The organism is Sphingosinicella humi, assembly GCF_003129465.1.
Taxonomy (GTDB): Bacteria; Pseudomonadota; Alphaproteobacteria; order Sphingomonadales; family Sphingomonadaceae; genus Allosphingosinicella; species Allosphingosinicella humi.
The window spans coordinates 169,356-196,112 of the sequence record NZ_QFFF01000001.1 but is presented as its reverse complement, the minus strand read 5'-3'; the positions used below and the strand labels follow the sequence as shown (position 1 = coordinate 196,112).

At 66.2% G+C, this 26,757-nt stretch carries 26 protein-coding genes and 1 tRNA gene; 17 read left to right on the top strand and 10 right to left on the bottom strand.

From position 1 onward, the window contains the following. Window positions 1-33: 33 nt before the first annotated feature. Entirely contained in the window at window positions 34-2,355 is a 2,322-nt protein-coding gene (locus tag DF286_RS00985) for a S9 family peptidase (RefSeq protein WP_109269744.1), read from the top strand. A gap of 59 nt (window positions 2,356-2,414) precedes the next feature. Here DF286_RS00985 and DF286_RS00980 read toward each other — a convergent pair whose 3' ends face one another. The 7 genes from DF286_RS00980 to dapB form a co-directional block, all read right to left on the bottom strand. Further along, window positions 2,415-3,086 (bottom strand): GntR family transcriptional regulator, encoded by a 672-nt coding sequence (locus DF286_RS00980; protein WP_109269743.1) that lies wholly within the window; start codon window positions 3,084-3,086, stop codon window positions 2,415-2,417. 136 nt (window positions 3,087-3,222) lie between these two features. Then, complete coding sequence (locus DF286_RS00975; RefSeq protein WP_158274583.1) at window positions 3,223-6,117, bottom strand: TonB-dependent receptor domain-containing protein; 2,895 nt, start codon at window positions 6,115-6,117, stop codon at window positions 3,223-3,225. Between the two features lie 464 nt (window positions 6,118-6,581). Then, window positions 6,582-6,658, bottom strand: a tRNA-Arg gene (locus DF286_RS00970). Further along, entirely contained in the window at window positions 6,636-7,349 is a 714-nt protein-coding gene (gene nth, locus DF286_RS00965) for an endonuclease III (protein WP_109269741.1), read from the bottom strand. The genes DF286_RS00970 and nth overlap by 23 nt, the downstream gene beginning before the upstream one ends. After that, window positions 7,346-8,434: a pyridoxal phosphate-dependent aminotransferase gene (locus DF286_RS00960; RefSeq protein WP_109269740.1), complete on the bottom strand. Its 1,089-nt coding sequence runs from the start codon at window positions 8,432-8,434 to the stop codon at window positions 7,346-7,348. Before DF286_RS00960 ends, nth begins: the two co-directional genes overlap by 4 nt. Then, entirely contained in the window at window positions 8,431-9,783 is a 1,353-nt protein-coding gene (locus DF286_RS00955; protein WP_109269739.1) for an APC family permease, read from the bottom strand. The genes DF286_RS00960 and DF286_RS00955 overlap by 4 nt, the downstream gene beginning before the upstream one ends. Further along, a complete protein-coding gene (gene dapB / locus DF286_RS00950; protein WP_109269738.1) occupies window positions 9,780-10,475 on the bottom strand; it encodes a 4-hydroxy-tetrahydrodipicolinate reductase in 696 nt (231 codons plus the stop codon). The genes DF286_RS00955 and dapB overlap by 4 nt, the downstream gene beginning before the upstream one ends. Before the next feature lie 630 nt (window positions 10,476-11,105). Here dapB and DF286_RS00940 point away from each other — a divergent pair. The 12 genes from DF286_RS00940 to queA all read left to right on the top strand — a co-directional run bounded on the left by DF286_RS00940 (window position 11,106) and on the right by queA (window position 20,958). After that, window positions 11,106-11,636 (top strand): hypothetical protein, encoded by a 531-nt coding sequence (locus tag DF286_RS00940; protein WP_146193539.1) that lies wholly within the window; start codon window positions 11,106-11,108, stop codon window positions 11,634-11,636. 81 nt (window positions 11,637-11,717) lie between these two features. Continuing rightward, the gene (locus DF286_RS00935) at window positions 11,718-12,185 is read left to right on the top strand and encodes a hypothetical protein (protein WP_146193538.1); all 468 of its coding nucleotides are present in this window, start codon (window positions 11,718-11,720) and stop codon (window positions 12,183-12,185) included. 62 nt (window positions 12,186-12,247) lie between these two features. Then, window positions 12,248-12,964: an NAD-dependent deacylase gene (locus tag DF286_RS00930; RefSeq protein WP_109269734.1), complete on the top strand. Its 717-nt coding sequence runs from the start codon at window positions 12,248-12,250 to the stop codon at window positions 12,962-12,964. Then, window positions 12,961-13,581, top strand: a complete 621-nt coding sequence (locus DF286_RS00925) for a glutathione S-transferase family protein (RefSeq protein ID WP_109269733.1) — start codon at window positions 12,961-12,963, stop codon at window positions 13,579-13,581. Before DF286_RS00930 ends, DF286_RS00925 begins: the two co-directional genes overlap by 4 nt. A 112-nt stretch (window positions 13,582-13,693) precedes the next feature. Continuing rightward, window positions 13,694-14,404, top strand: a complete 711-nt coding sequence (locus DF286_RS00920; protein WP_109269732.1) for a DUF1013 domain-containing protein — start codon at window positions 13,694-13,696, stop codon at window positions 14,402-14,404. 1 nt (window position 14,405) lies between these two features. Then, window positions 14,406-15,524: an MBL fold metallo-hydrolase gene (locus DF286_RS00915; RefSeq protein WP_109269731.1), complete on the top strand. Its 1,119-nt coding sequence runs from the start codon at window positions 14,406-14,408 to the stop codon at window positions 15,522-15,524. Between the two features lie 42 nt (window positions 15,525-15,566). Further along, complete coding sequence (locus DF286_RS00910; protein ID WP_109269730.1) at window positions 15,567-17,243, top strand: long-chain-fatty-acid--CoA ligase; 1,677 nt, start codon at window positions 15,567-15,569, stop codon at window positions 17,241-17,243. A 31-nt stretch (window positions 17,244-17,274) separates the two neighbouring features. Further along, window positions 17,275-17,523, top strand: coding sequence for an exodeoxyribonuclease VII small subunit (locus DF286_RS00905; protein ID WP_109269729.1), 249 nt, complete (start codon window positions 17,275-17,277; stop codon window positions 17,521-17,523). Further along, a complete protein-coding gene (locus DF286_RS00900; protein WP_424141232.1) occupies window positions 17,516-18,430 on the top strand; it encodes a polyprenyl synthetase family protein in 915 nt (304 codons plus the stop codon). The genes DF286_RS00905 and DF286_RS00900 overlap by 8 nt, the downstream gene beginning before the upstream one ends. Window positions 18,431-18,545: 115 nt before the next feature. Then, window positions 18,546-19,049 (top strand): pantetheine-phosphate adenylyltransferase, encoded by a 504-nt coding sequence (gene coaD, locus DF286_RS00895; protein WP_109269727.1) that lies wholly within the window; start codon window positions 18,546-18,548, stop codon window positions 19,047-19,049. 61 nt (window positions 19,050-19,110) lie between these two features. Next, window positions 19,111-19,917: a peptidylprolyl isomerase gene (locus DF286_RS00890; protein WP_109269726.1), complete on the top strand. Its 807-nt coding sequence runs from the start codon at window positions 19,111-19,113 to the stop codon at window positions 19,915-19,917. A gap of 9 nt (window positions 19,918-19,926) precedes the next feature. Further along, window positions 19,927-20,958, top strand: a complete 1,032-nt coding sequence (gene queA / locus DF286_RS00885) for a tRNA preQ1(34) S-adenosylmethionine ribosyltransferase-isomerase QueA (protein ID WP_109269725.1) — start codon at window positions 19,927-19,929, stop codon at window positions 20,956-20,958. 3 nt (window positions 20,959-20,961) lie between these two features. On the opposite strand, the gene ung is transcribed toward queA, so the two are convergent. Next, a complete protein-coding gene (ung, locus tag DF286_RS00880) occupies window positions 20,962-21,690 on the bottom strand; it encodes a uracil-DNA glycosylase (RefSeq protein WP_207789983.1) in 729 nt (242 codons plus the stop codon). A gap of 91 nt (window positions 21,691-21,781) precedes the next feature. Here ung and DF286_RS15015 point away from each other — a divergent pair, with 91 nt between their 5' ends. After that, on the top strand, window positions 21,782-21,919 hold the full coding sequence (locus DF286_RS15015; protein WP_158274582.1) for a hypothetical protein: 138 nt from the start codon (window positions 21,782-21,784) through the stop codon (window positions 21,917-21,919). 17 nt (window positions 21,920-21,936) lie between these two features. On the opposite strand, the gene DF286_RS00875 is transcribed toward DF286_RS15015, so the two are convergent. After that, window positions 21,937-22,365: an addiction module antidote protein gene (locus DF286_RS00875; RefSeq protein ID WP_146193537.1), complete on the bottom strand. Its 429-nt coding sequence runs from the start codon at window positions 22,363-22,365 to the stop codon at window positions 21,937-21,939. A 164-nt stretch (window positions 22,366-22,529) separates the two neighbouring features. On the opposite strand from DF286_RS00875, the gene DF286_RS00870 reads away from it, so the two are divergent. The 3 genes from DF286_RS00870 (at window position 22,530) to DF286_RS00860 (ending at window position 24,767) form a co-directional block, all read left to right on the top strand. Beyond that, the gene (locus DF286_RS00870; RefSeq protein WP_109269723.1) at window positions 22,530-23,327 is read left to right on the top strand and encodes a DUF72 domain-containing protein; all 798 of its coding nucleotides are present in this window, start codon (window positions 22,530-22,532) and stop codon (window positions 23,325-23,327) included. A 61-nt stretch (window positions 23,328-23,388) separates the two neighbouring features. Beyond that, window positions 23,389-23,904: a hypothetical protein gene (locus DF286_RS00865; RefSeq protein ID WP_109269722.1), complete on the top strand. Its 516-nt coding sequence runs from the start codon at window positions 23,389-23,391 to the stop codon at window positions 23,902-23,904. A 38-nt stretch (window positions 23,905-23,942) separates the two neighbouring features. Then, a complete protein-coding gene (locus DF286_RS00860; protein ID WP_279379299.1) occupies window positions 23,943-24,767 on the top strand; it encodes a bifunctional sulfur carrier protein/thiazole synthase protein in 825 nt (274 codons plus the stop codon). A 248-nt stretch (window positions 24,768-25,015) separates the two neighbouring features. Here DF286_RS00860 and DF286_RS00855 read toward each other — a convergent pair whose 3' ends face one another. Continuing rightward, on the bottom strand, window positions 25,016-26,704 hold the full coding sequence (locus DF286_RS00855) for an N-acyl-D-amino-acid deacylase family protein (RefSeq protein WP_109269721.1): 1,689 nt from the start codon (window positions 26,702-26,704) through the stop codon (window positions 25,016-25,018). Between the last annotated feature and the right edge of the window lie 53 nt (window positions 26,705-26,757).

Below are 26,757 nucleotides of genomic sequence, written 5' to 3'. Positions count from 1 at the left end.
TATCCAGTATACAATTTCAGCAAAGGGCACGCGATGAGGGGGTTTGGGCGAACGGTGGTGCTGGCGTGTCTTCTGGGCACCGCGGCCTGTGCGACGTTGCCTCAGAGCGGCCCGACGGTGGCCGCCGCGCCGGTTGCCGGGAGCGTCGATGCCGCCGCTTATGCTCGTGCCGAAGCGGTGCTGCCGCGCAACGTCGGCAGGCTCGTCCGCCAGATGACCGTGCGGCCGGACTGGATGGGCGAGGGGGCGGTCTTCTGGTTCGAGCGCGAGCGGCCGGAGGGCTTCGATTATGTGCGCGTCGATGCGGCGAGCGGGGCGATGCGGCCGCTGTTCGATCATGAGGCGCTCAGGGTCGCGCTCGCCGAGGCGACGGGAAAGCAGATCGCCCCGAACGTGCTGCGGCTGAAGGGGCTCGATTATAACGAGGAGACGAAGGTGCTGCGCTTCGCCTTCGCCGATAGTCAATGGTCGCTCGATCCCGAGACGGGCACGCTCGAGGAACGCAAGGCCGACGAGGAGAAGGGTGTTCTATCGCCGGACGGCGCCTGGCGGGTCGTCGTGCGCGACCATGACCTCTACCTCCTGTCGACCAAGACCGGCACGGAACGACGGCTGACGCGGGACGGATCGGCCGAGCGCCCCTATGCCCGGGCGGTGGTCAACGTGAAGCGGATGATCGCAGCGGGGACGGACGAACCCGAGGTCGCGCCGGCCGTCAAATGGTCGCGGGATTCGCGGCGCTTCGTCACCTACCGGATCGACACGACGGGGGCGAGGCGTCTTGCGCTCGTCCAGTCGACGCCGCCGGACGGCTCCCCACCGAGGGTGTTCGACTATGTCTACCCGTTCACCGGCGATGCGGAGACCGCGACTGCAACGGGGGTCATCTTCGACGCGGCAACGGGCAGGCGGACCGATATCGCCATGCCGGCGGAGCCGGTCCTCTATTATGGCGGGCCTTGGTTCGACTGGAGCGAGGATGGCAATGCCCTGTTCCGGCAGGTGCAAACGCGCGGCTACAAGGCGATGCGGCTGTTCCGGATCGAAGCTGCGACGGGCAAGGCCTCTTTGCTGTCGGAGGACCGTTCCGACACCTATGTCGATTATTACGGCCACTTCTGGGACTATGATGAAGAGTCCGACACGCATTTCTGGACGGCCGATCCGACGGGCTTCGCCCACATCTATGCGATCGACGGGACGAGCGGGGCGCGGCGGCAGCTGACGTCGGGCGAATGGCGGGCGCGCAGCGTCGCCGGGATCGACCGGCAAGGCGGCGCCCTGCTGGTCGTGGGTTCCGGCCGCGAGCCGGGGCGTGATCCTTATCTCAGGAGTCTCTATCGTATCCCGCTGGGAGGGGGCGAGCCGGTGGCGCTGACGCCCGAACCGCTCGATCATGACGTGTCGGTCTCTCCTGACGGCCGCTTCTTCGTCGACAACATGTCGCTGATCGACGAGCCCACCCGATCGGTGCTGCGGCGGACCAGCGACGGCGCGATCGTAATGGAACTGGGACGGGCGGACGCCAGTGCCTATCTTGCCGCGGGCTACAGCTTCCCCGAGCCGTTCGAGACGACAGCGGCTGATGGAAAGACGCCAGTCTACGGCGCCATCTATCGTCCCGCCGCGTTCGATCCGGACCACTCTTACCCGGTCGTCGAGGACATCTATACCGGGCCGCACCATGTGATGACTCCCAAGTCGTTCGAGGCGGGGTTTCGCACCAACGTCAACGCGATCGCGCAGCTGGGCTTCTTCGGCGTTCTGATCGATGGGCGAGGCACCTGGGGCCGCTCGCGCGCCTTCCAGCAACCAGCCTACCAAAACCTGCACGGCGTTGGCCTCGACGATCATATCGCCGGCATAAGAGCGATGGCCGAGCGCTATCCCGCTATGGACCTGAAGCGGGTCGGTGTCTTTGGTTTCTCGGCCGGCGGCTATGACGTCATGCGCGCGCTGACCCGGCGCCCGGACTTCTACAAGGCGGGCGTGTCGGCCTCGGGCAATCACGACAACCGGCTCGACAAGGCGGTGTGGAACGAACAGTGGATGGGGGCGGAGCTCGGCTCGCTCTACGATGCCAATTCCAACGTCACCTGGGCCAAGGAGCTGAAGGGCAGGCTGTTCCTCGCCCACGGCGAGCTCGACGAGAATGTACCGCCGGCGGCGACGCTCAGGCTGGTCGATGCGCTGATCGCGGCGAACAAGGATTTCGAGTTCCTGATCGTGCCCAACGCCGATCACTTCCTCGATTCCTCGCCCTATTTCCAGCGGCGGCGTTGGGACTTCTTCGTCCGGGCGTTGCAAGGCCGCGAGCCTCCCGCCGCCTATGCAATCCGGCCGTTCGAGGAATAGGAGCCTATGCCATTCCCGCCTTCGCGGGGATGGCATAGGCGAGGGCTTCGATCGTCCGCTCAGCGGGCGCGCAGGCGGCTCATCAGAGCGTCCCGGGCGTGGACGAGGTGGGCATGGAGATGCTCGGCGGCCTTGTCCCCGTGGCCAGTGCAATAGGCATCGAACAGGTCGCGGTGCTCCTGCTTAGTGCGCTCGATCGACCGGCCAGTGAGCGAAAGCTGGAGCCGTATATAGCGGTCGGTGTTGAAATTGAGCGTCTGCGCGATGCCGAGCGAGCGGGCACGGTTGGCGGGTCGGTAGAGCGCCTCGTGGAAGCGCCAGTTGAGCTCGCCCCAGCGGCCGACGTCGCGCTGCTCGTAAATCTCCTCCGAGGCCTTGAGGGCGGCCTCGGACGCGCAGATGTCGGCGGCGGTGGCGAGGGGGGCCGCGCGGCGGACGAGGTCGGTCTCGATGAGAGCACGGAGATCGTATAACTCCTCGATCTCGGCTGGCTCGAGCCGGGAGACGACGGCCCCGCGATGGGGGTGGAAGACGACGAGGCCTTGTGCTTCGAGCTGGCGCAGCGCTTCGCGCACCGGCATCCGGCTTACTGAATATTCCTCGGCCACCGCTTCCTGGCGCAGCTGGCACCCTTCGGGAAGGTCGCTGCTGAGGATGCGGTCGCGCAGCCGGTCGGCGATGGAATCGACGATGCTCACCCGTTCGATCGGCTCGATTGCCACCTTGCTCATTCTCGGCTGCCTCTCCCGCTCTTTTTTTTGGTCGGACAAGTCTTAGGCAGCGGGAAGGGCTCTCGGCAAGGGACTGAAAAAAAAGGGCGGCCCGCGAAGGGCCGCCCAGTGGTATCCCACGGGAGAGAGGCGGGGATCAGTCGCGGCCGAAGCGGAGCTTCGCGCCGACATAGAAGAAGCGGCCGACCACGTCGTCATAGGCGGACGTGCCGCGATAGGTGAACGGATGGTAGCGCGGGCCGGTGTCGAACAGATTGTTGACGCCGCCATAGAGGCTGAGATTCTCGATCCCGTCATAGCCGATCGACATGTCGTGATACCAAACCGAGGGGATGTGGTAGAATTCGCCCACATCCTCGGCCGGATCGGCCAAATCGTTGTTGGTGACGGTACCATCGACATAGCGGCTCTGCCACGACAGGCGGAACGGCCCGTTCAGGTAGGTTGCGTTGAGGACCGCCCGGAACTTGGGATTGTCCGCCTCACCGGCGTCGTCAAAGGCCGTCTCCTCGCCGGTCACGAGATCGCGATCGACGAAGATATTGTCCTTGAGGTACGAGGCGAGGCCGCGCAGGCTGAGGCTGCCGAGATCGCCGTCGCCGCCGAACAGGTCGCTGAGACGCGCCCGGTAGGCCAGCTCGAAGTCGATGCCCTCCACCTCGAAGGACGAGGCGTTCACGTAGGAATCCTTGACCTCGATAATGTCGCCGCCGGGGCCGCGCGTCACGAAATCGCAGAACTGGTTGTCGAGGCTGGGCAGGTCGACGCAATTGTCGGCCGTCTGCTGGGCGCCGATGCGGGCGATGCCGCCGTCGAGCTTGATGCGGTACCAGTCGGCCGAGAAGGAGAGGCCGGGTATCCAGCGCGGCGCCACGACCACGCCCGCCGTCCAGGTATCGCCCTCCTCGACATCGAGGTTCGGATTGCCCGTGGTGAAGAGCAGGGTGGTCATGCGGCGGGTGTTCGGATCGAACGTCACCGGATCAAGCCCGAGCGCGAGACAGTTGTCCCGGCGTGACGAGGAGCCGGCGTCGAGCGCTAGCGGATCGCAGGGATCGACGAGACCGGTCGCGCCGCGGCTGCCCGGATCGAACAATTCACCGAGCGAGGGCGCGCGAACCGCCTTCGCCTTGGTCACGCGGAAGCGGACGTCGCGGACCGGCGCCCAGGAGCCGGCCAGCTTCCAGCTGTCGACCGTGCCAGCGCGCTGATAGTCGGAGACGCGGTAGGCGCCTTCGAGCTCCAGCGAGTGAGCAAAGGGCTGGTCGCGCAGGACGGGGACGAGCACCTCGGCAAAGGCTTCGCGCACGTCGTTCGATTCGTCGACGGGCGAGAACTGGCTGGCGAAGAAGCCGGTCGCATGCTCCCAGACGTAGGACGGTTTGAAGTCGAGCGATTCCTTGCGGTACTCGGCGCCGGCCGAAACCTTGACCGCGCCGGCGGGCAGTTCGAACAGGTCGCCGGCGACGAGCGCCTGGGCGAGGAATTGGCTGGTGTCGGTGACGGACGTGTGATCGGCGCTGATCCAGTCGACGGCCGCCGGCGAGATCGTCCCTTGACCGAAGACGTTGACCGGAACGCAGCCCGCCGCCCGCGCCTCGGCGCTGCGACAGACGATCTGGCCGGTGACGGGATCGCGGATGGCATCCGACGCGGCGAACCAGCGCTCGTCGATGCGATCATTGAGCTGCCGGTTGCTGGTGCTCGACTGGCCATAGTCGCCGACGACCGACCAGTTCCAATTGTCGGCGATCGTTCCTTCGAAGCCCGCGGAGACGCTGTAATATTGCCGGTGGATCTTGCTGGTGCGCATGCCGAATTCGGCATGTTCGCGGGCATAGCCGAAGGAATCCTCGCCGGCCGCGATCAGGCCTTGGCGGACGGCCTCCGGCATGAACGGATTGTCGATGCTGACGAAGGTGCTCCAGGAATCGAAGACGGCGCCGATCCGGTCGACCGCCTTGGTGTCGGAAAACATCGCCTCGGTGAAGAAGGTGAGGTCGTTGGTGAGGTCGTAATCCGCCTTGGCGTATATGTTGGTGCGCTTCAGCGGCGCGACGCGGGTGTCTGCCGCCTGGGTGCCGCCCTCGCCGGCCGAATAGGTGCCGTCGATCACGCCGTCTGGGCCGGCCGCCAGCGGGCGAAAGGTCTGGAGCGCCGGATCGAAGATAACGTCGGTCCACGCCCCGTTGGGACCGAACGGCAGATATGAGGTGAGGTTGGGCAGGCCGAAATAGGCGAAGCGCAGATCGTCGCGCGGGATGCGCGCGGGGATGCCGTCGTCAGGGCCGGTATTGGCCGGATTGGAAACGAAGGCGAAGGGAAAGGCCTGGTCGCGCTCGCCGCGAGTGATGAGACCGTTCTCGCTGCGGCTGACGTGGAGGACGGCATTGCCGCGGTCGTAATTGGCGCCGACGGTCACGCCATAAGTGGCGGTGTGATAATCGCCCTCGCCGGTGATGCCGTACTGGCCAAACGCCTCCATCCCCTCGAAATCGTCGCGCAGGATGATGTTGACGACGCCGGCGACCGCATCGGCGCCGTAGACGGCAGAGGTGCCGCCCGTCTGCACCTCGACGCGCTGGATGAGCGCCGTCGGGATGTTGCTGAGGTCGAAGGCGAGGAAGTTCGAGTCGTCGGGTGTGCCGGCGCGGCGGCGGCCGTCAACTAGGGTGAGCGTGCGGCGCACGCCCAAGTTGCGCAGGTCGATCTGGTTGAGGCCGACATTGCCGAAGCTGAAGCTGGTGTTGGCGTTGGATAAGCCGGTCGAGATCTGGGGCAGCTCGTTCAAGAGATCGACGACGTTGGTGACCCCGCCGGATTCGATGTCCTCGGCGCCGACCGACACGGTGGGCGTCGGTGCATCGATGCCGGTGCGGGCGATGCGGGAGCCGGTGACGACGATCGCGCTGGTCTCGGCGGCTGCTTCGTCCGTCTCCTCCGCCGCCTGCGCGGCGAACGCCGGTCCCCCGGCCGCAAACAGGCTGATCGATCCGAGCAGCGCCAGCCTGAGCGTACGGTGATTGGGCATTTTCCTCATTAAACCATCCCCTCTGTAATTGTTGTGTAGACTGTATACAGAATCCTGTATCCAATATACGGACCTGGCTGTCGAGAGGGAATTGTTACGGAAGCAGGGATAGGGGGAGTGCGCGGCAACAGCCCGAGGCTGCGCGGGCCTATGCTGTGGGCGGGCGCGCATACGCGCGCCTCACCGAGGGTTTGGTCTCGGCGATTGGCACCAAGCGCACATGAGTATGGAACTCACTCCCTCCGCCGAGCGAAGGCGTCGCTCATGCACAAGCGGGCAACCTGCGCTACGCTCTTCGAGGGCGCCGACGTCTAGGCTGAGACGGCCGCGCTTGCGCCCCGAACGTCTTGCGTGGATAGCTCCCCGCGCTGTTCCTTGCCGCCGCTCGACAAGCTGGGTGCGCTGCTGCTTGACCAGCAGATAGCGCGTCTGGGTGCAGAGCTGATTTCCGCGAAGGACGAAGGTGGCGCACCCGAGAGGATTCGAACCTCTGGCCTCTGCCTTCGGAGGGCAGCGCTCTATCCAGCTGAGCTACGGGTGCGTGGTTGTGTGCGCTTAGTGGGCTTTGGCTTTCCCCGCAAGGCGGGTTCGGTGCCGGGCGGGGGCGTTTTGGGCTTGTAGCGGCAGATGTCGGCGATGACGCAGCGCCAGCATTCGGGCTTCCGCGCCTTGCAGACATAGCGGCCGTGGAGGATGAGGAGGTGATGGGCGTCGCGCCGATAAGGGGGCGGCGTCACCTTGTCGAGCTTGAGCTCCACGGCCAGCGGCGTCTTGCCCGGCGCAAGGCCGGTGCGATTGGCGACGCGGAAAATGTGGGTGTCGACGGCGAAGGTCTCGTGGCCGAAGGCCGTGTTCATGACGACATTGGCGGTCTTGCGGCCGACGCCGGAGAGCCGCTCCAGCGCATCGCGATCCTCCGGCACTTCGCCGCCATGCTCGTCGACCAGCATGCGCGAGAGGGCGATGACGTTCTTCGCCTTGGTATTGAAAAGTCCGATAGTCTTGATGTGCCGCTTCAGGCCCTCTTCGCCCAGTGCCAGCATCGCTTGCGGAGACTGCACCGTCCTGAAGAGATCGCGCGTGGCGAGGTTCACGCCCGCGTCGGTCGCCTGAGCGGAGAGCACGACCGCGACGAGCAGCGTGTAGGTGTTGACATATTCGAGCTCGGTCTCCGGATTAGGGATGCGGTCGGCCAGGCGCCGGTAGAGCTCCGCGACTTCAGCCTTGTTCATCTGAGGCGATCCAGCGCCGCGCCGAGGCGGGCGAGGCCTTCTTCCAGCAGGGGAGTCGGACTGCCGACGCCGAGGCGGAAACGGTCGGGCATCTCGAACCAGCGGCCAGGCACGATCGCGGTGTCATAGTCCGAGCGCAGCAGGGCGCGGAGCGGCTCGACGTCGCCGCCGCGCCAGCGGGGGAAGGCAGTGATTCCCTCCGTCATGGGCGTTCCGTCGAGATCGTCGCGGCCGGCGAGGAAGGCGTTATAGAGGCCGCGGTTGCGCTCCAGCAACGCCGCATTGCCGCCGGTCAGCTCGTCCAGATGCTCGAAGGCGATGCAGGAGAGGCGCTCGGCGGCATGCGCCTGCGCCACGCCGAACAGCTCGTTGAGGCGCCACATCGCTTCGGCCAGCGGCGGCGCGGCGAATATCCAGCCGCAGCGAAGGCCGGAGAGGCCGTAGACCTTGGTGAGGCTGCTGGTGCAGACGAACTGATCGCCGAGATGATGGGCGGACCGCGCCGCAGGATCCGTGGCGGCGTCGAGATAGACTTCGTCGATCAGCACCGGCGCGCCGACCCGCGCCGCCAGTTTTCCCACGCGCCGAAGCGTGTCCGCATCGGCATAGGCGCTCGAAGGATTATGGAGATTGGCGAGGATGATGAGGCGCGTGTCGGGCGTCAGCGACCGCTCCACGGCGTCGGGGTCGAGACGAAAGCCGTTCTCCGGGGATCGGACGAAGCGGGTGATCTGGGCGCCGAGAAAGCGGGCGGTGGCGAGGAGAGGTTCGTAGACCGGATGCTCGACCAAGACCTCGTCGCCCGGGGCGACCAGGGCGGAGAGGGCAAGGAAATTGGCCATGGAGGTGCCGTCGGCGGTCACGATCCGCTCGATCGGCACGCCGTATTGGTCGCCGATCGCCTGCCTCAAGGGCGGGTATCGGTGATAGCTTTTGCCGTCCAGCTCCAGGTCGGCGATGGAAAGGGAGAGGCGGTCGAGGCGACAGGACGGTACCTCGCTCGACGAAAGCGGGAAGCCCGCCGGCGGCTGGTTCTTCGCCCAATGCATATATTCCGAGCGCATCAGGCGCCGGTCTTCCCTCATGCCCCTTCCTTCCCGCTCTTCCGGCGCTGCCAGTAGCGGCAGGCGGGGATGCCGGCCAGGAGGATCAGGAAGCCGATCGCGCTGTTGATCGGATGGTTGAAGACGGTAGCGGCCACCACCAGGGCGCAGGCGACGACGAAGAAGCCGGTGGTGATGGGATGGCCGGGCACGCGGAAGCCTTGTCCCGCTTCCCCGTCGCGCCGCCGGAATATGAACAAGGCCGCGCCGGTGAGGGCGAACCAGATGAAGTCGACCGAGACGACATAGCTCAATATCTGGCCGTAGGTGCCGGAAAGGGCGACGATGGTGGCGGCCACGCCCTGCAGCAGAATGGCGTAGACGGGAACGTGGGTGCGGCGGCTGACCTTCGCGATCTGGTCGAAGAAGAGGCCGTCCTCCGCCATGGCGAAATAGACGCGCGGCGTGGTCAGCATCCCTTGGCTCAGGAAGCCGAGGGTAGAGATGGCGATACCGAGCGCGACGAGGGTGGCGCCCTGCTCGCCGATCGCCAGCCGCATCGCGTCGGTGGCCGGCGTCGCGGACTGGGCGAGACCGGCGGGGCCGAGCGCATAGACGCAGACGAACGCGACGGCGGTGTAGAGCAGCACGACCCCGGTGACCCCGAGCAGCAGACCGCGCCCGAGGTCGCGGCCGGGGTTGCGCATCTCGCCGGCGACGAAGCCCGACGTCTGCCAGCCGCCATAAGCGAACATGACCGGAGTCATGGCCGCGCCGATCGCGGCGAGCGTGCCAAGCGAGATCGGCTCCGGAGCTGCCGGCGGCCGCGTGATGTCGGGGTGAGCCGTCGCGAACCACCAGCCGCCGAGGACCAGCGCGGCGATGGCGAGCAGCTTCAGGACCATCAGCCCGCTCTGCACTGTCGCACCCGCCCGCACCCCGAGGCAGTTGATCGCGGTCAGCAGCAGCAGCGCCATCGCGGCGACCGCGGCCGGAGCGAGCGGCAGCTGGGTGAACTCCAGGAAATAGCGGGCGAAGGTGATGGCGACCGCGGCCATTCCGCCCGACTGGATGACGAGCAGCAGCGACCAGCCATAGAGGAAGGCCGGCGTCGGGCCGTAGGCGTCGCGCAGATAGGCATATTGCCCGCCCACCTCCGGCCGCCGCGCGGCGAGCTCGGCATAGACGAAGGCGGCCGCCAGCGCGACGAGGCCGCCCAGCAGCCACAAGCCGACGATGAGGAAAGGCGTGTCGACATGGCGCGCCACCTCGGCCGGGTTGACGAAGATGCCGGCGCCGATGATGCCGCCCATGACGAGCATCGTCACGTCGAACAGGCCGAGCCGCCGCTCCAGGCCCTCCCGAATGATCGGCGCTGGGGATTCGTTCATTTAAGCCCGAGAACGTCGTTCATGCTGTAGCGGCCGGCGGGCTTGCCCGCGAGCCAGAGGGCGGCGCGGATGGCGCCCTGAGCGAAGATGGCGCGGCTTTCGGCGCGATGGCCGAGCTCGATGCGCTCGCCGTCGCCCGCGAAGATCACATGGTGATCGCCAGCGACCGATCCGCCGCGCAGCGCCGCGAAGCCGATGCGGCCGGCCTCGCGTTCGCCCATTCCGTCGCGTCCGCGATCGGCGACGGCGTCGAGATCGACGCCGCGCCCTTCGGCCGCCGCCCGGCCGAGGAGGAGGCCGGTGCCGGAGGGCGCGTCCTTCTTGTGCCGGTGGTGCATCTCGACGATTTCGACGTCCCAATCTTCGCCGAGCCGCGCCGCCGTCTCGCGCACCAGATGGGCGAGGAGGTTGACGCCGAGCGAGGTATTCGCCGCCTGCAGCACGGCTATGCGCGTCGCCGCCTCGTCGATCATCCGCTGATGCCCGGCGGTAAGCCCGGTGGTGCCGATCACGATCGGCTTTCCCGCCGCGACCGCCTCGCCGAGATGCTTCTCCAGCGCCTCGGGGGCCGAGAAATCGACGAAGACGTCGGGCGCGTTATCGACGATTTCGGCATCCGGGCGCCCTTCCAGCGCGCCGGCGATCGCCCGCCCCATGCGCCCGCTTGCTCCGAAAAGGCCTATCCGGGTCATGGGGCCCGCACGCCAATGTTCCCAATGTTCGCGGTCGCCATGACACCCCCCCCATTCCTGTTCAGCAGTCGAGCCAGGGGCGGGCGTGCTGAACGGCAACCAGGGAGTGGCTCTCTATCTGACATCGCAACGTGCATGGCAGGCAGCTTGGCGGAAAATCCCTGTGTAGGAAAATGAAAATCGCGCGGGCTATCTGAACATCAAAATCCTGCTGGATGCCAGGAGCTCGGCGAAGGGCTGCCACGGCTGACGGCCTAGATGGGGCTGAGTGTGTCTTGCCGGAATGTCCGAAATCGACCCATTGCGGACATGGAGCCACGTGTGCATCGTACCGATGATGTTTTCACTAACCCGACTTGTGGTTGCCTTGGCTGGGGCGCTGTTTTTGGCAGCGTGCGCTTACGTCGGCTATGTCAATGAGCTACTGAAAGATGCCGTTTCCCCATTGCATCGCGTTGTTTTGATGGTCGGATTTCTGTTGGGAGCGAGTGCCGTATCCCGTTGGATTATGGTCCTCGATATCAAGCGCAACATGAGAAGGATTAGGCGCGTCCGGTCACAGCGCGGGAATGTCCGCTAACCACCCATTCCGGACATTGCCGGCGCCTCGCCCTGCTTGCATGGCAATTGATGTCCGGTCCTCCTCTCCACACCGACCAGCAAAATCGCCGGTCGGATGGACCGCCGTCCACGGCACCCATTGCTGGCCTTGGCAACTTCTGGAATTCTGCAGGCGTGAAACATGCTCTTAGAGCCTTTTTGAAGGCAATTTCGGTTGGGACGCTCACCGGTGGCTTGATACCGCTGTGCCTGACGCTGCCGCTTGCCGTGAGCAACTATTTCCAGCCAATGTCCGGCCGACCAGATTTGCTGGCGTCAGTCTATTTAGCCGGATTTCCAATCGCGATCTCATTCGGGCTCGTGTTGGCAACGAGCGTCGTCGTTGGGCTGCCCACCCATTTCATGTTGCGCAAGTGGCATGCAGGATCCCGCCCAGCCTATCTAATCGCCGGAGCAATCGCGGGATTCCTGGTGCCACTAATGGTGCTCGTGGCGATTGAGGCTGTCGGAGGCTTTTGGATGTGCTTTCTGGGCGCGTTCAGCGGCTCGATGACGGCCCTGTCGTGGTCCAATTCGTTTGAGCGCGCTCGCGTGGCCTGACGTTCGTCCCGCTCTGACGAAAAGGACACATTGCGGACATTGTCGAGAGTATGGCACGGCTCTCCCCCGGGGGAGCTCGAGTTGGGACCGATACGCATACATTTGCATTCCTCAGCAGCGCGGGCGGTAGTTGCCCTGCTTTTGCCGATCACGGCTATCTCGATCTCGATCTGGGCACTTTGGAGCAAAGGCTACTCGCTGTTCGATTACCCAGCACTGATCGCGGCCGGCGAATTGTCGCTGGGCCGGCAGGGAGCGGCGTGGGGCGCACTGATCGCCTGCTTCATTCGCTATTACCCCGGTGCTTGGATCGCGCTTTGGCACGGGCCGTTCCTCGTGTGGGAAGACGCGGACAATCTGCACCTGTCCGGAATAGCCACGCTGCCGCGCGGCGAGGTTATGGCTTCGCGCGTCATCTGGAACTTCTTCCGGAAGACACTTGAGGTTGACGTGCGGGATGGTCGAGTCATTCGCGTGCCACTCTATTTTGTGCGCGAGAGCCCCGTCGAGATGCGGAAGCGAATGGAAAATCTGGCACTCACGGTCTGAGCCGTTCGCAACTTCCGCTAACCACCCTTCTCGGACAGGCACCCGATGGCTAAAGCCGTGCGGTGCGTGACATCCGGAACATCGTCATCCTGACCGGCGCGGGCGTTTCCGCGGAGAGCGGCGTCGCCACGTTCCGCGGGCCGGACGGGCTGTGGGAGGGGCATCGAGTGGAGGACGTGGCGACGCCCGAGGCGTTCGTTCGCGATCCGGCTCTGGTTCAGAGTTTCTACGACGCGCGGCGGGCGAAGCTGGGGACAGTGGGGCCGAACGGGGCGCACCGGGCGCTGGCGCGGCTGGATTCGGAATGGCCGGGCGAGCTCCTGATCGTGACGCAGAATGTCGACGACCTGCACGAGCGGGCGGGGGCGAGGCGGGTGCTGCACATGCATGGCGAGCTCAAATCCGCCTGGTGCCTGGCCTGTGACGGACGCATTCCCTGGGAGCAGACGCTCGCCGACGGGCCGACCTGTTCGGCCTGCGGGGAGAGGGGGCTGCTGAGGCCCGACATCGTCTGGTTCGGCGAAATTCCCTATCGGATGGACGAGATCGACGCGGCCTTGCAGCGGGCGGACCTGTTCGTTTCTATCGGGACGTCGGGCGCCGTCTATCCGGCCGCCGGTTTCGTCCAGACCGCGCGTTATCTTGGCGCCCGCACCCTGGAGATGAACCTGGAGCCGAGCCAGGGCAGCGTGTTTTTCGACGAGAGTCGCATTGGACGGGCGGGCGAGCTGGTGCCGGCCTGGGTCGATGAGATGCTGGGCGGGACCAAGGTCAGATGACGGAAAAGCTGGTCCTTCACGAATATTCGGCGTCGGGTAATTGCTACAAGGTACGGCTGACGGCGGCGCTCCTTGGGCTGGCGCTGGAGCGGCGCGAATATGACATTCTGAAGGGCGAGACGCGGACACCGACCTTTCTGGCCGAGGTCAATCCGAACGGCCGCATTCCGGTACTCCAGATCGGCCACCGCTTTATTCCGGAGAGCAACGCCGCCTGCTTCTACCTGGCGGACGGATCGAACCTCATTCCCGAGGCCCGTTTCGATCGGGCGGACATGCTCCGATGGATGTTCTTCGAACAGTATAATCACGAGCCGAACATCGCGACGATGCGCTTCTGGCTCGCCTATGTCGGCGAGGAACGACTGACCGAGGCGCAGCGGGCCCAGATGCCGAGCAAGCGCGCGGCGGGGGAGGCGGCGCTGAAGCTGATGGACGAGCATCTGGCGGATCGCCGTTTTTTCGTCGGCGACAGCCTCAGCCTCGCCGACATCGCGCTCTACGCCTATACGCATGTGGCGGAGGAGGGCGGCTTTGCCCTGTCCGACTTCGCGAATGTGCGGGAGTGGATGGAGCGCGTGGCGCAGCTGCCTGGCCATGTCGCGATGGAGAGCTGATGCACATAACTGACAAGTCTTGTCTTGCCTCCGAAAGCCTCACGTCTTACATCGCCGCCAACGCTTCGGCCGCTCCGGGAGGGGCGGCCCTTATTGTTTCTGGAGGACCTAAATGGCCCAGCCGCTCATGCCTCACGCGACCGCTTCCTGGCTGGTCGACAACACCGCGCTCAGCTTCGAGCAGATCGCTGCCTTCTGTGGCCTCCATATACTGGAAGTGCAGGCGATCGCCGACGATACCGCCGCCACCAAGCTGACCGGCCGCGATCCGCTTCGCGCCGGCGAGCTGACGCAGGAGGAGATCGAGCGCGGACAGGCCGATCCGGAGTATCGCCTGAAGATGCAGAAGGAGCCGGACAAGGTCGTCCGCACCAAGGGTCCGCGCTACACGCCGGTCTCCAAGCGCCAGGACAAGCCGGACGGCATCGCCTGGATCATCCGCAACCATCCGGAGATTTCGGATGGCCAGATTTCGAAGCTCATCGGCACGACGCGGACCACCATCGCCGCGATCCGCGACCGTACCCATTGGAACATCGCCAACATCCAGCCCAAGGACCCGGTGACGCTCGGCCTCACGTCGCAGCGCGAGCTGGACGCGGTCGTCGCCAAGGCCGCCAAGGCTGCGGGGATCGAGGCCTCGCCCCAGGACACCCGTCTCGCCGGCGATCGCGAAGCGCTGATCGAGGAGCTGCGCGCCGAGCGCGAGGCCCACGCCCGCGAGGCCGAGGCCGCGCATGCTGCGGAACTCGCGGCGCAGCAGGAGGGCGAAGAGACGGAATCCACGACCGATCAGGGCTTTGTGGACCCCTTCAAGCAATAAGATGGTCCGAACGAGTCCGGTGCTCGTGACGGGCGCGGAAACATCGGCGGCAACGCCTGACATCTCACAGGCCGGCTCGGGCGAGGCATATAGCCATAAGGGGCTCACCTATCCGTTCGGGCGCAGGGCGCCTGAAACGGGTGAGTTGATCACGGTCGCGGAGGGCGTCGCTTGGGCGCGGCTGCCGGTGCCGGGCTCGCTCAAGCATATCAACATCTGGCTTCTGGAAGACGAGGGCGGCGTCGCCGTCGTCGATACGGGCCTCGATATCGCGCCCTGCCGTGAAGCCTGGGAAGCGTTGCTGGCGGGGCCGCTCACTGGCCGGACAATCAGCCGCGTCATCTGCACGCATTTCCATCCCGACCATATCGGGCTCGCCGGCTGGCTGACCGAGCGCTTCTCGGCACCGCTGTGGATGACGGGCGAGGAATGGCTGTTCGCGCGCATGCTGACGGCGGATGTGCGCGATGCGCCGCCGCCCGAAGCCTTCGCTTATTGGCGCGCGGCCGGCTGGGACGACGCGCATATCGAGGCTGAGGCGGGGAAAGGTTGGGGGCGCTTCGCATCGGTCGTGAGCCCCGTGCCGGTGAGCTTCGTCCGCATGCGCGACGGCGACACCCTGCCCATAGGCGATCGCGAGTGGCGGGTCGTCGTCGGCAACGGCCACTGCCCGGAACATGCCTGCCTGGTCGATGAGGCCGGTGGATTGATGATCGCCGGCGACCAGGTGCTGCCGAAAATCACCTCGAACGTATCCCTCAGTCTCAGCGAACCCCAGGGCGATCCCCTGGGCGATTGGCTCGCCTCGATCGCCAAGCTGAAGGGGCTGCCGGCCGAACTGCTCGTCCTTCCGTCGCACGGAGAGCCGTTCACCGGCCTTCACGCGCGGCTCGATGCGCTCGATCGTGGGCATCGGGAGCGGCTCGACGCGCTCCATGCCCATCTATCGGAGCCGCGGCGGGCCGTTGACTGCTTCTCAATCCTGTTCGGCCGCAAGATCGACGACAATGTGATCGGTCTCGCAACCGGTGAAGCCCTGGCTCATCTCCGCAGGCTGGAGGTGGAGGGAAGGGCGGTTCGCGAGGTGCGCGATGGCGTGCACTGGTACCGCGCAGCCTGACGAGGGCTTGAGGCCGCGGCGCCTTCCGTTTACGCAAACGTAATGACTGAGCCGGTCGACATCTGGCGCCGAGCCTATAAGCACCCGACGGATTGGGATCAGGCCTTTCCGCCACTCACCCTCCCAGCGATGTTCGAGGCGACCGCCCGGCGCGTCCCAAACGCCTGGGCGATCGACTTCATGGGCCGCAAATACAGCTATGCCGAGGTGGCAAGCGGCGTCGATCGCGTCGCCTGCGGCCTGGCGGGGCTCGGCATCGGGCAGGGGGACCGTGTCGGCCTCTACCTCCCCAACGTCCCGCATTATATCGCCGCCTATTATGGCGCGATGAAAGTCGGCGCGACGGTGGTCAATTTCTCGCCGCTCTACACCGTGCCGGAGCTTGCCGCCCAGATCGACGATTCCGGGACGCGCCTTCTCTTCACGCTGTCGGCGAAGGCGCTGCTTCCCAATGCGCTCGAGGTGATGGAATTGACTCGGCTGGAGCGGCTGATCGTCGGCTCGGTCGCCGGCGCGCTGCCGCCCGCCAAATCCTTCCTCTACCGGCTGCTCAAGCGAAGCGAGATCGCCGAGCGGCCGACGAGCGCGCGCGTCACCGCCTTTTCGCAGCTCATCGCCAATGACGGTCGCTGCGACATGCCGACGATCGATCCGCACCACGTCGCGCTCATCCAGTATACGGGCGGAACCACAGGCACGCCCAAGGGGGCGATGCTCACCCATCAGAATCTGAGCGCCAATGCCCGGCAGGTATCGGTCATCGATCCCAAGCCGGAGGTCGAGGATCGGATCATGGGCGTGCTCCCGCTCTTTCACGTCTTCGCCAATACCTGCGTTCTCAATCGCACCATCAGCCACGGCGGCGAGATGGTCCTGCTGCCGCGCTTCGACGCCGGTCAGACCTTGGCAGCGATCGAGCGGACGCGGCCCAGCTCCTTTCCCGGCGTTCCGACCATGTATCTGGCCCTCCTCGACCACCCGAAGATCGCGTCGACGGACATCTCCTCGCTGCGCGTCTGCATTTCCGGCGGCGCGCCGCTGCCGTTGGAAGTGAAGCAGCGCTTCGAGGCCAAGACGGGTGCGCGACTGGTGGAGGGCTATGGTCTCACCGAAAGCTCGGGCGTCATCTCGACCAACCCTTATGAGGGCCTCAACAAGCCGGGCACGATCGGACAGCCGATCCCGGGCACCCGCGTCGTCCTCGTCGACAAGGAGGATCCAAGCCGGCCGGCCCCGGAGGGGGAGCCGGGCGAGATCGTCGTCTCGGGCCCACAGATCATGAAAGGCTATTGGCGACGCCCAGAGGCCGACAGGGAGGTGTTCGTCGATGCCGGGCTCCGCACGGGCGACGTCGGGCTCATCGACGAGGACGGCTACATCCGCATCGTCGATCGCCTGAAGGACATGATCGCCGTGGGCGGCTTCAAGGTGTTCCCAAGCCAGGTCGAGGCGATCCTCTATCAGCATGAAGCGGTGAAGGAGGCGATCGTCATCGGCATCCCCGATGCCTATGCCGGCGAGCGCCCCAAGGCGTTCGTCACGCTCCAGGACGGGGCCGACGCGACCGGCGAAGAGATCATGGAATGGCTCAACCAATCGCTCGGCAAGCATGAGCGCGTGGTCGCCGTCGAGGTCCGCCTCAATCTTCCCAAGACGATGATCGGCAAGCTCAGCCGCAAGGAACTGCAGGCGGAGGAAAGGGCGAAGGCCGGCGCTTGACCCTTGAGGGTACGAGGGCCAAAGCGAAAGCATGTCGGAACAGAGCGAAGCCATTGCCCAAATGTCGTTCGAGGCCGCGCTGAAGCGGCTCGAGGAGATCGTCCGCAAGCTGGAAAGCGGCGAGGCGCCGCTCGATGAATCGATCGAGCTTTACGAAGAGGGCGAGCGGCTGAAGCAGCAGTGCGAGGCCCGCTTGAAGGCCGCGCAGGCACGGATCGAGAAAATCCAGATTGGTCGCGATGGACAACCCGCCGGCACCGTGCCGTTCGACGGTGAGTGACGCGCTTGTGGGAGAGGCGCTCGACACGCTGAGCCCCGCCCTCGCCGAAACCGGCGCCGAGATCGACCGGCTGCTGAACGAGCTCCTCGCCGTGCCGGCGGACTCGCGGGACCGTCTCTATGAGGCAATGCGTCATGCCGCGATCGGCGGTGGCAAGCGACTGAGGCCGCTGCTCGTCCTCGCCACTTGCGATCTTTTCCACGTCGACCGGCGCCGCGCGCTTCGCGTCGGCCTCGCCGTCGAATGCGTCCATGTTTATTCGCTCATCCACGACGACATGCCCTGCATGGATGACGACGACCTCCGCCGCGGCCGGCCCACCGTGCACAAGGCCTGGGACGAGGCCACGGCCATTCTCGCCGGCGACTCGCTTCACGCCCTGGCCTTCGAAGTGCTGGCGGACGAGGCGACCCATGAGGATCCTTTCGTGCGGGCCGAGCTCGTCGCCGAGCTGGCGCGGGCGGCGGGTCCATCCGGGATGGCGGGCGGCCAGATGATGGACCTGAGGGCGGAGGAGATGGCGCTCGACCTTGCCGCCGTCACGCGGCTCCAGCAGCTCAAGACGGGGGCTCTCATCGGCTTCTGCCTGGAGGCGGGCGCGATCATGGGCCGGGTGCCGCCGGAGGGGCGGACGCCGCTGCGGGGCTATGCCCGCGACGTCGGCCTCGCCTTCCAGATCGCCGACGACCTGCTCGACGCCGAGGGCGAGGAATCCAAGACCGGCAAGCGCGTCGGCAAGGATCGGACCGCCGGCAAGGAGACCTTCGTTTCGCTGCTCGGGTCGGAGCGGGCGCGCCAGCAGGCCGAGGCGCTCGTCGAGCAGGCGGCGGTGCACCTCCAGGCGTTCGGCGCGGAGGCCGATCTCTTGCGCGCGATCGCCCGCTTTGCCGTCGAGCGCGATCATTGATACCGCCGTCATTCCGGCGGAAGCCGGGACCCAAGAACACCGCTATTGCCAATTGTAGCCGGCGGTGTTCTTGGGGCCCGGATCAAGACCGGGATGACGATTTGGGGGAACGAATATGACACGTACCGGCGTCTATCCGGGCACCTTCGATCCGATCACGCTCGGCCACATGGATATCATCCGGCGCGGCGCGCACCTCGTCGACCGGCTGGTCATCGGCGTCACCACCAATCCGTCCAAGTCGCCGATGTTCAGCCTCGAGGAGCGGATGGAGATGGTCCGGAGGGAAGTCGAGCAGCTCGGCCGCAACATCAGCGTCGTCTCCTTCGACTCCCTGCTGATGGATTTCGCCGAAAGGGAAGGGGCGTCGATGATCATCCGCGGCCTGCGCGCCGTGGCTGACTTCGAATATGAATATCAGATGGCAGGAATGAACCAGCAATTGAACGATCGGATCGAGACGGTCTTCCTGATGGCCGACGTCTCGTTGCAGCCGATTGCTTCCAGGCTGGTGAAGGAGATCGCGCTCTATGGCGGCGAGATCCACAAGTTCGTCTCGCCCGCCGTCGCCGATGAAGTGCGAGCCAGGGTGGAGCGGATCGGCCGCAAGGGCTCATGAAGGGTTCAGGCGGGGCCGGGCACCGGCTAAAGCGGACCAATCAAGATTCGGTGAGGGCTCGATGAAGCTGAAGTCGTTGTTGGCCGCCTTGGCGGCATTGTTTTTCGCCGGTTTCGCAGCGGCGCAGGAGCCGGCCACGCCCGCGCCATCGCCGGCTGTGACGCCCGAGCTGACGCCGGAGAACACCTGGCATCTCGATTTGTCGACCGGTGGCCGCGTGAGCATTCAGCTCCGCCCCGACTTCGCCCCCAACCATGTCGAACGGATCAAGACGCTCACCCGCCAGGGCTTCTACGACGGCATCATCTTCCACCGCGTCATCGAAGGCTTCATGGCCCAGACCGGCGACCCCACCGGCACCGGCCAGGGGGGCTCCGAACTTCCCGACCTCGCGCCCGAGTTCAACGCCCTGCCGCACGTCCGGGGCACCGTCGCGGCGGCGCGCGCGCAGGACCCGAACTCGGCCAACAGCCAGTTCTACATCATGCTCGCGCCTCGCCTGTCGCTCGACGGCGACTATACGGTGTTCGGCCGCGTCGTGGGCGGCATGCAATATGTCGACTCGATCGCGCGGGGCGAGCCGCCGCTCGAGCCCTCGCGCATCGTCCGCGCTTCGATCGGGTCGGACAATGTGGCGCCGATGACAGCCGCCGAACTCCAGGCCGCCGCCGCCCAGCAGGCAGCCGCCGCCGCCGCGGCCCGGCCGGCGCCCGAGCCTTTCGTCCAATCGCTGACCGACGCGCCTATAACGGAGACGCCGCCGGCCGAAGCCGTAGCGGACGAATCCGAGGCGGAGCCGGCCGCCGAAAGCACGCCGGACGCCGAAACCGCCGAAGAGCCGGAGACAGCCGACACGCCTCAGGCGTAGGACGGCGCCATGCGCGTCGACCTGTTCGATTTCGAGCTCCCGCCCGAGCGGATTGCGCTGAGGCCCGCCAGCCCGCGCGATAGCGCGCGGATGCTGGTCGTGCGGCCGGACGGGCTTGGGGATCGTGTCGTCACCGACCTGCCGGGCCAGCTCCGCGCCGGCGACATGCTCGTCTTCAACGACACGCGCGTCATTCCGGCGCAGCTCGAAGGCCGCCGAGGCGAAGCCAGGATCGGCGCCACGCTCCACAAGCGCGAGGGGCCGCGCGAATGGCGCGCCTTCATCCGTAACGCCAAGAGGGTGCGCGAGGGCGACCGGATCGATTTCGGCGAGGGCGTCTCGGCCATCGCCGGCGATCGTGCCTCGGACGGCAGCATGGCGCTCGTCTTCGAAGGAGAGGAGCCGGTGGAGCTGCTGCTGGAGCGGGCCGGACGGATGCCGCTTCCGCCCTATATCGCCGGCAAGCGCGAGGCCGACGAGCGCGACGCCAGCGATTACCAGACCATGTTCGCCAAGGAGAAGGGCGCCGTCGCCGCGCCCACTGCCGCGCTGCATTTCACGCCGGCGCTGATGGAGTCGCTCGGGGCCGCCGGCATTCTCCACGAAACGCTCACCCTCCACGTCGGCGCCGGCACGTTCCTCCCCGTCAAGGCGGAGGACACCGACAGCCATGTGATGCACAGCGAGTGGGGCCGCATCGAGGCCGCCACCGCCGAGCGGTTGAACGCGGCGCGGGCGGAAGGGGGCCGCATCATTCCGGTGGGCACGACCTCGCTCCGACTGCTCGAAAGCGCCGCCGACGAAACGGGGCGATTGCACCCCTTCGAAGGCGACACGGCCATCTTCATCACCCCCGGCTACCGCTTCCGCGTGACCGATGGGCTCATCACCAACTTCCACCTGCCGCGCTCGACGTTGTTCATGCTGGTCTCAGCGCTGATGGGCCGCGAGCGGATGCAGGCGGCGTATGCGCACGCGATCGGGACAGGCTATCGCTTCTATTCCTATGGCGACGCCAGCCTGTTGCTGCCGCGTGGATAGACGTCAGAGCGGCTGAACCGCCACCTCGGCCGGCAGCGTCCAATCTATGGCCTCCAGACCCCGGCTCTCGAGGAAGATGTTGGCCTTCGAGAAGTGCCGGCAGCCGAAGAAGCCGTTATGGGCCGAAAGCGGCGAAGGGTGGGGCGCCCTCAGCACCAGGTGGCGGCCGCCGCGCTCGACGCTGTCGACGAAGCTGGCCTTTTTCTGCGCATAGTTTCCCCACAGCATGAAGACGACCGGTTCCGGGCGGTCGCTGATCTGCCGGATAACGGCGTCGGTGAAGCGCTCCCAGCCCTTGCCCTGATGCGACGCGGCGCGGCTCATCTCGACGGTCAGCACGCTGTTGAGGAGGAGCACGCCCTGCCGGGCCCAGGATTCGAGGAAGCCGTGGCGGGGCGGGGCGATGCCGAGATCCTCGCGCAGTTCCTTGAAGATGTTCACCAGGCTCGGTGGCGGACGGACGCCGGGCTTGACGCTGAAGCAGAGGCCGTGCGCCTGGTCGGGTCCGTGATAGGGATCCTGGCCCAGGATCACGACCCGCACTCTGTCGAGCGGCGTCAGGTCGAGTGCGCGGAACCACTCGCTGCCCTTGGGAAAGATGCGCTTGCCGTTGGCCCGCTCCTCCAGCAGGAAGCGCTTCAGCGCCGCCATGTAAGGGCTCTGGAACTCCGCCGCGAGAGGTGCCCGCCAGCTTTCATGCAGCTTTACATCCGCGGCCAAAATCGACCCCATCTTCCCGTGCCCGTCGGCGGTGTGCGAAAGGGATGCGTCCTCGTCAACCGGCGGGGGCGGGCCGGCTGTCGCACGGCCGGAAGGAGCAGGCATGGATTCGAAAGAAGTGGAAGCGTTCAAGGCCGCCCGCGAGGCGGCGGAGCGCGCCAGCGTGGTGTCGCGGGTCGCGCTGATCATCGCCTGCATGTCGATCGCGCTGGCGATACTCGGGCTGTTCCTGCCGATCTGAGTGGGTCGCTCCTAAGTTCAGGCGGATGGGAAGGGCGGCCGCGCCTCGCGCATGGTGGCCGCGACCAGCCCGGCGGACGCAAAGAGCGGCTCGCGCGCATCGGCCGGCAGCAGGTCGCTGAGCAGCCGGTCGAAGCCGGGCCGGTCCTCGCGGCCGGCGGCGCGGACCATGTCGAGGACCAGGGCTTCGTCGTGGCTGAGGCGCGGGCAGCAGGGCGGGCTGACGCAGAATGGCTCGGGCCAGGCGGCGCCCACTTCCTCAAGCATCAGATGGAGATGCGCGGCGGCGCGACGCGATCCGAGCTTCTCGGCCATAGCCTGGAGCGGACAGCGGCCAAGCTTGTTCATCACCACCCACAGCCGCAAGGTCATGACGAGCCGAGCGCCGCTAGTCTCCATGTCGCGCAGGTCGGGGGTTCGTGCCAACAGGTCGATGTCGAAGGTCATGCCGCTCTCCAATGCAGGACTCATTATTGCGACTAACTCGCATTAGCAAGCAGATTGATGAATTGACTTGATGCGAGAGGCAGCCTTGGAGTCTGGCGACGCGGCCTGACCAAAGGAGAATCGAGGATGCCGATCAAGGTAAGCTGCTACTGGGGCGCCAGTTTGTGAGCGGCGGCGCCATCCGGGTCGGGATCGGCGGCTGGACTTACGAGCCGTGGCGGGGCGTCTTCTATCCGGCCGATCTGCCGAAGGCGCGCGAGCTCGAATATGCGGTCAACCATGTGACCGCGATCGAGATCAACGCGACCTATTATGGCAGCCAGAAGCCGGCGAGCTTCGAACGCTGGGGCAAGGCGGCGCCGCCGGGTTTCATCTTCACCGTCAAGGCGTCGCGCTTCTGCACCAATCGCAAGGTGCTGGCGGAAGGAGCGGAGTCGATCGCGCGCTTCTGCTCGCAGGGCATAACCGAGTTGGGCGACAAGCTCGGTCCGATCCTGTGGCAGTTCGCCGGCACCAAGAGGTTCGATCCGGACGATTTCGGCGCCTTCCTGAAGCTGCTGCCGGCGGAGCAGGACGGCGTTGCCCTCCGCCACGCGCTGGAGGTGCGCCACGAGAGCTTCCGCGATCCGCGCTTCGTCGCGCTCGCCCGCGAAGCCGGCGCGGCAATCGTCTTCGCCGATTCGGGAAGCTATCCTCAGATCGCCGATGTGACGGCGGACTTCGTCTATGCCCGCCTTCAGCAGGCGCGGGAGGAGGAGCCGGCCGGCTATGACGCCGGGGAGCTCGATCGCTGGACCGCACTCGCCAAAGCCTGGGCTGGGGGCGAAGCGCCGCCGGGGCTTGCTTATGCCGCTGCCGAGATACCGCCGAAGAAGGCGCGCGAGGTCTTCATGTTCATGATCAACGGCGCGAAGGTGAGGGCCCCGGCTGCCGCGCAGGCCGTGATCGACCGCCTCCGCTGAGGATCAAAAGCCGGCAGCCTGCGTTCGTTACGCCCCGGCTTATGTTCCTTGGAGAGGTCGATTGCGCTGCCCGATTCTTGCCGCGCCGCTGGTTGCGGCCCTGTCGCTCCCCGCCTGCTCGGGTCAGGAACCAGCGGAGAATGAGATCCAGGTCGTCGATCCCGGAATGCCGGTCGAGGAAGATGGCGCCACCTTCAATATATCGAACGAGGCAGTGGCGGATGTTCCGCCTCCGCCGTCGCTTCCGAACGAGAATAGCGTCGGCCCGGGCAATGAGGTCGCGGGAGTCATACCCACCGGCTTCCACGGCGAATGGACTGAGGAGCCGTCCGCCTGCGGCAGCGGCGACAGCGTAACGCGGCTGAGGATCGGCGCCGACGCGCTGCGCTTCTACGAAAGCATCGCCAAAGTGCGCCAGGTCGCGGTGGTGAGCGATCGCGTGATCGAGGTGACTGCCGACTATAGCGGCGAAGGCCAGATCTGGACCAATCAGAGCCGGCTCAGCCTTTCGCCGGACGGCGACACACTCACCGTTGCCGGCGAGGGGGCGACGATGACGCGATCGCGCTGTCCCTGAGGTTTCGCGGGGGCGTGAAGAGCGCTATAGGCGCGGCCATGACGAATATGAGCATGGACGCGGTTCTCGAGAAGGCCGCAACCGCCCCCAAGGACGATGACAGCTGGTCGGTCGCCGGCCGCACCTTCAAATCGCGGCTGATCGTCGGCACGGGCAAGTATAAGAGCTTCGAGCAGAACGCGGCGGCGGTCGAGGCCTCGGGCGCGGAGATCGTCACGGTCGCCGTGCGGCGGGTGAACATCGCCGATCCGAAGCAGCCGATGCTGACCGACTTCATCGACCCGAGGAAGATCACCTATCTGCCCAATACCGCCGGCTGCTTCACCGCCGAGGAAGCGATCCGCACGCTGCGCCTTGCGCGCGAGGCCGGCGGGTGGGCGCTGGTCAAGCTGGAGGTGCTGGGCGAAGCGAAGACGCTCTACCCGGATATGATCGAGACGCTGCGGGCGACCGAGATCCTCGCCAAGGAGGGCTTCCAGCCCATGGTTTACTGCGCGGACGATCCCATCGCCGCGAAGAAGCTGGAGGATGCGGGCGCGGTCGCGATCATGCCATTGGGCGCGCCGATCGGATCGGGACTTGGCCTTCAGAATGAAGTGATGATCCGGATCATGGTGGAGAATGCCCGGGTGCCGGTGCTGGTCGACGCCGGCGTCGGCACGGCGTCTGATGCGGCGGTAGCGATGGAGCTTGGCTGCGACGGCGTCCTCATGAACACCGCCATCGCCGAGGCCAAGGACCCGATCCTGATGGCGCGGGCGATGAAGGCGGCGGTAGAGGCGGGGCGCCTCGCCTATCGCGCCGGCCGCATGGGCAAACGCCGCTATGCCGATCCGTCGAGCCCGCTCGCGGGGCTTATTTAGAGCACTCGAGAGCCGCCGGGAATTCACACCCCACTCCGGGGCGCTCACGTCATCCCGGCGAAAGCCGGGACCCAAGAACACCGCCCTTTCCAATGACGCGCGGACGTCGTCGCGCTTTCGATAGAGCTGATGTTCTTGGGTCCCGGCTTTCGCCGGGATGACGATGCTTAGCTTATATCACGCCGCAGTCGCCGGTGCGGAAAGGAGCTGATGTCCGGCGATAATCAATGCTCCCGACAACAAGTCGATCACTCCTTCCAACCCACCCAGCCGGGGCCGCGGACGACGCGGCCGGGGGTGGCGCCGGTGTGCTCGCCGCCTGCGATCACGGGCGTGCCGTTGACCAGGACGTGCTGGACGCCGACGGCATATTGGTGCGGCTTGTCGTAGGTGGCCTTGTCGATGATCGTGTCCGGATCGAACACCACCACGTCGGCGAAATAGCCCTCGGCAAGGCGCCCGCGGCCGTGGAGCTTGAGCTGGGTGGCGGGCATGCCGGTGAGGCGGTGGATGGCTTCTTCGAGCGGGATCACCTTCTCCTCGCGCACATATTTGCCGAGGAAGCGGGCGAAGCTGCCGTAGGCGCGGGGGTGCGGGTTGCTTTCGAGGAACACGCCCTCGGCCGAGACGCTGCCGGCGTCCGAGCCGACAATCGTCCAGGGCCAGGCGATGTTGCGGCGGACATTGGCCTCGTCCATGTGGAAATAAATGGCGTCGACCCGGCTGTCGTCCTCGATGACGAGGTCGATGATCGTGTCCTCCGGGCTGGTGCCGCGCATCTTCGCGACCTCCGCCAAGGTCTTGCCGGTGAGCGGCTTCAGCTTGTCGGTGTCGAAGCCGACCAGCAACACATTTTCCGGCCCACCGGCATCGTGCATGAGGTTTTCCCAGCCGACCGCCGGCGCCCGCATCTCGGCAATCACTCGCGCGCGGATCTCGGGGTCCTTGAGCCGCGCCACCCAGGCGTCATGGCCGCCCTCCTGCACCCATAGCGGCATGGTCGCGTAGAGCCCCGTAGAGCCCGCCGTATAGGGGTAGATGTTGGCGGTGACGTCGATGCCGCTTTCCCGGGCGGCGGTGAGCTTGTTCAGCATGGGGATCGACTTGTCCCAATTCTCCCGCCCCGCCGGCTTCATATGATAGATCTGGACGGGCGCGCCGGTGCGGCGGCCGATCTCGAGGATTTCGTCGATGGCTTCCTCGTAGCGCGTGGCCTCGCTTCTGAGGTGGGAGATATAGGTGCCCCCGAATTCGTGCGCGGCGGCGGTGAGCGCGACCAGCTCGTCCGTGTCGGCGAAATTGGCAGGGGCGTAGATGAGGGAGGAGCCGACGCCGAGCGCCCCTTCGCGCATCGCCTGGCGAACCAGCTCCTGCATGCCGGCAATCTGCTCCGGCGTTGCCTTGGTGTTGTCGCGGCCTACCTCGTGGACTCGCAGGGTCGTCGCGCCGACGAAGGAGGCGACGTTGGTGGAGACGCCCTTTTTCTCCAGGAATTCCAGATAGTCGCCGAGCGTTGTCCAGGTCACGTCGAACTTGATGTCGCCCTGCTCTTTCTCCATCTGCGCCTTCATCGCGGGCGTAAGCGGGCCCATCGACCAGCCTTCGCCGAACACCTCCAGGGTCACGCCCTGGCGGATATCGCTTTGCGAGCGGCCGTCCTCGATCAGCGACTGGGTGGCCCAGCTCAGCATGTTGATGAATCCCGGCGAGACGGCGAGGCCCTCGGCGTCGATCACGCGCGTAGCGGTCGCCCCGTCCAGGTTGCCGATGGCGGCGATGCGGTCGCCCTCGATGGCGACGTCCGCCACGAACGGCTTGCCGCCCTGGCCGTCATAGACGGTGCCGTCCTCGATGAGGATGTCATACTGCTGGGCGACGGCGGGTGCGCCGAGTGCCAGCAGGGCGCCGGCCAGCGCGGCATGAAGCTTACGGAACATCGGCACTCCCCTGTTGTCTTTTCAGGCGAGCTTAGCCGCCTGTGACGGGAGCG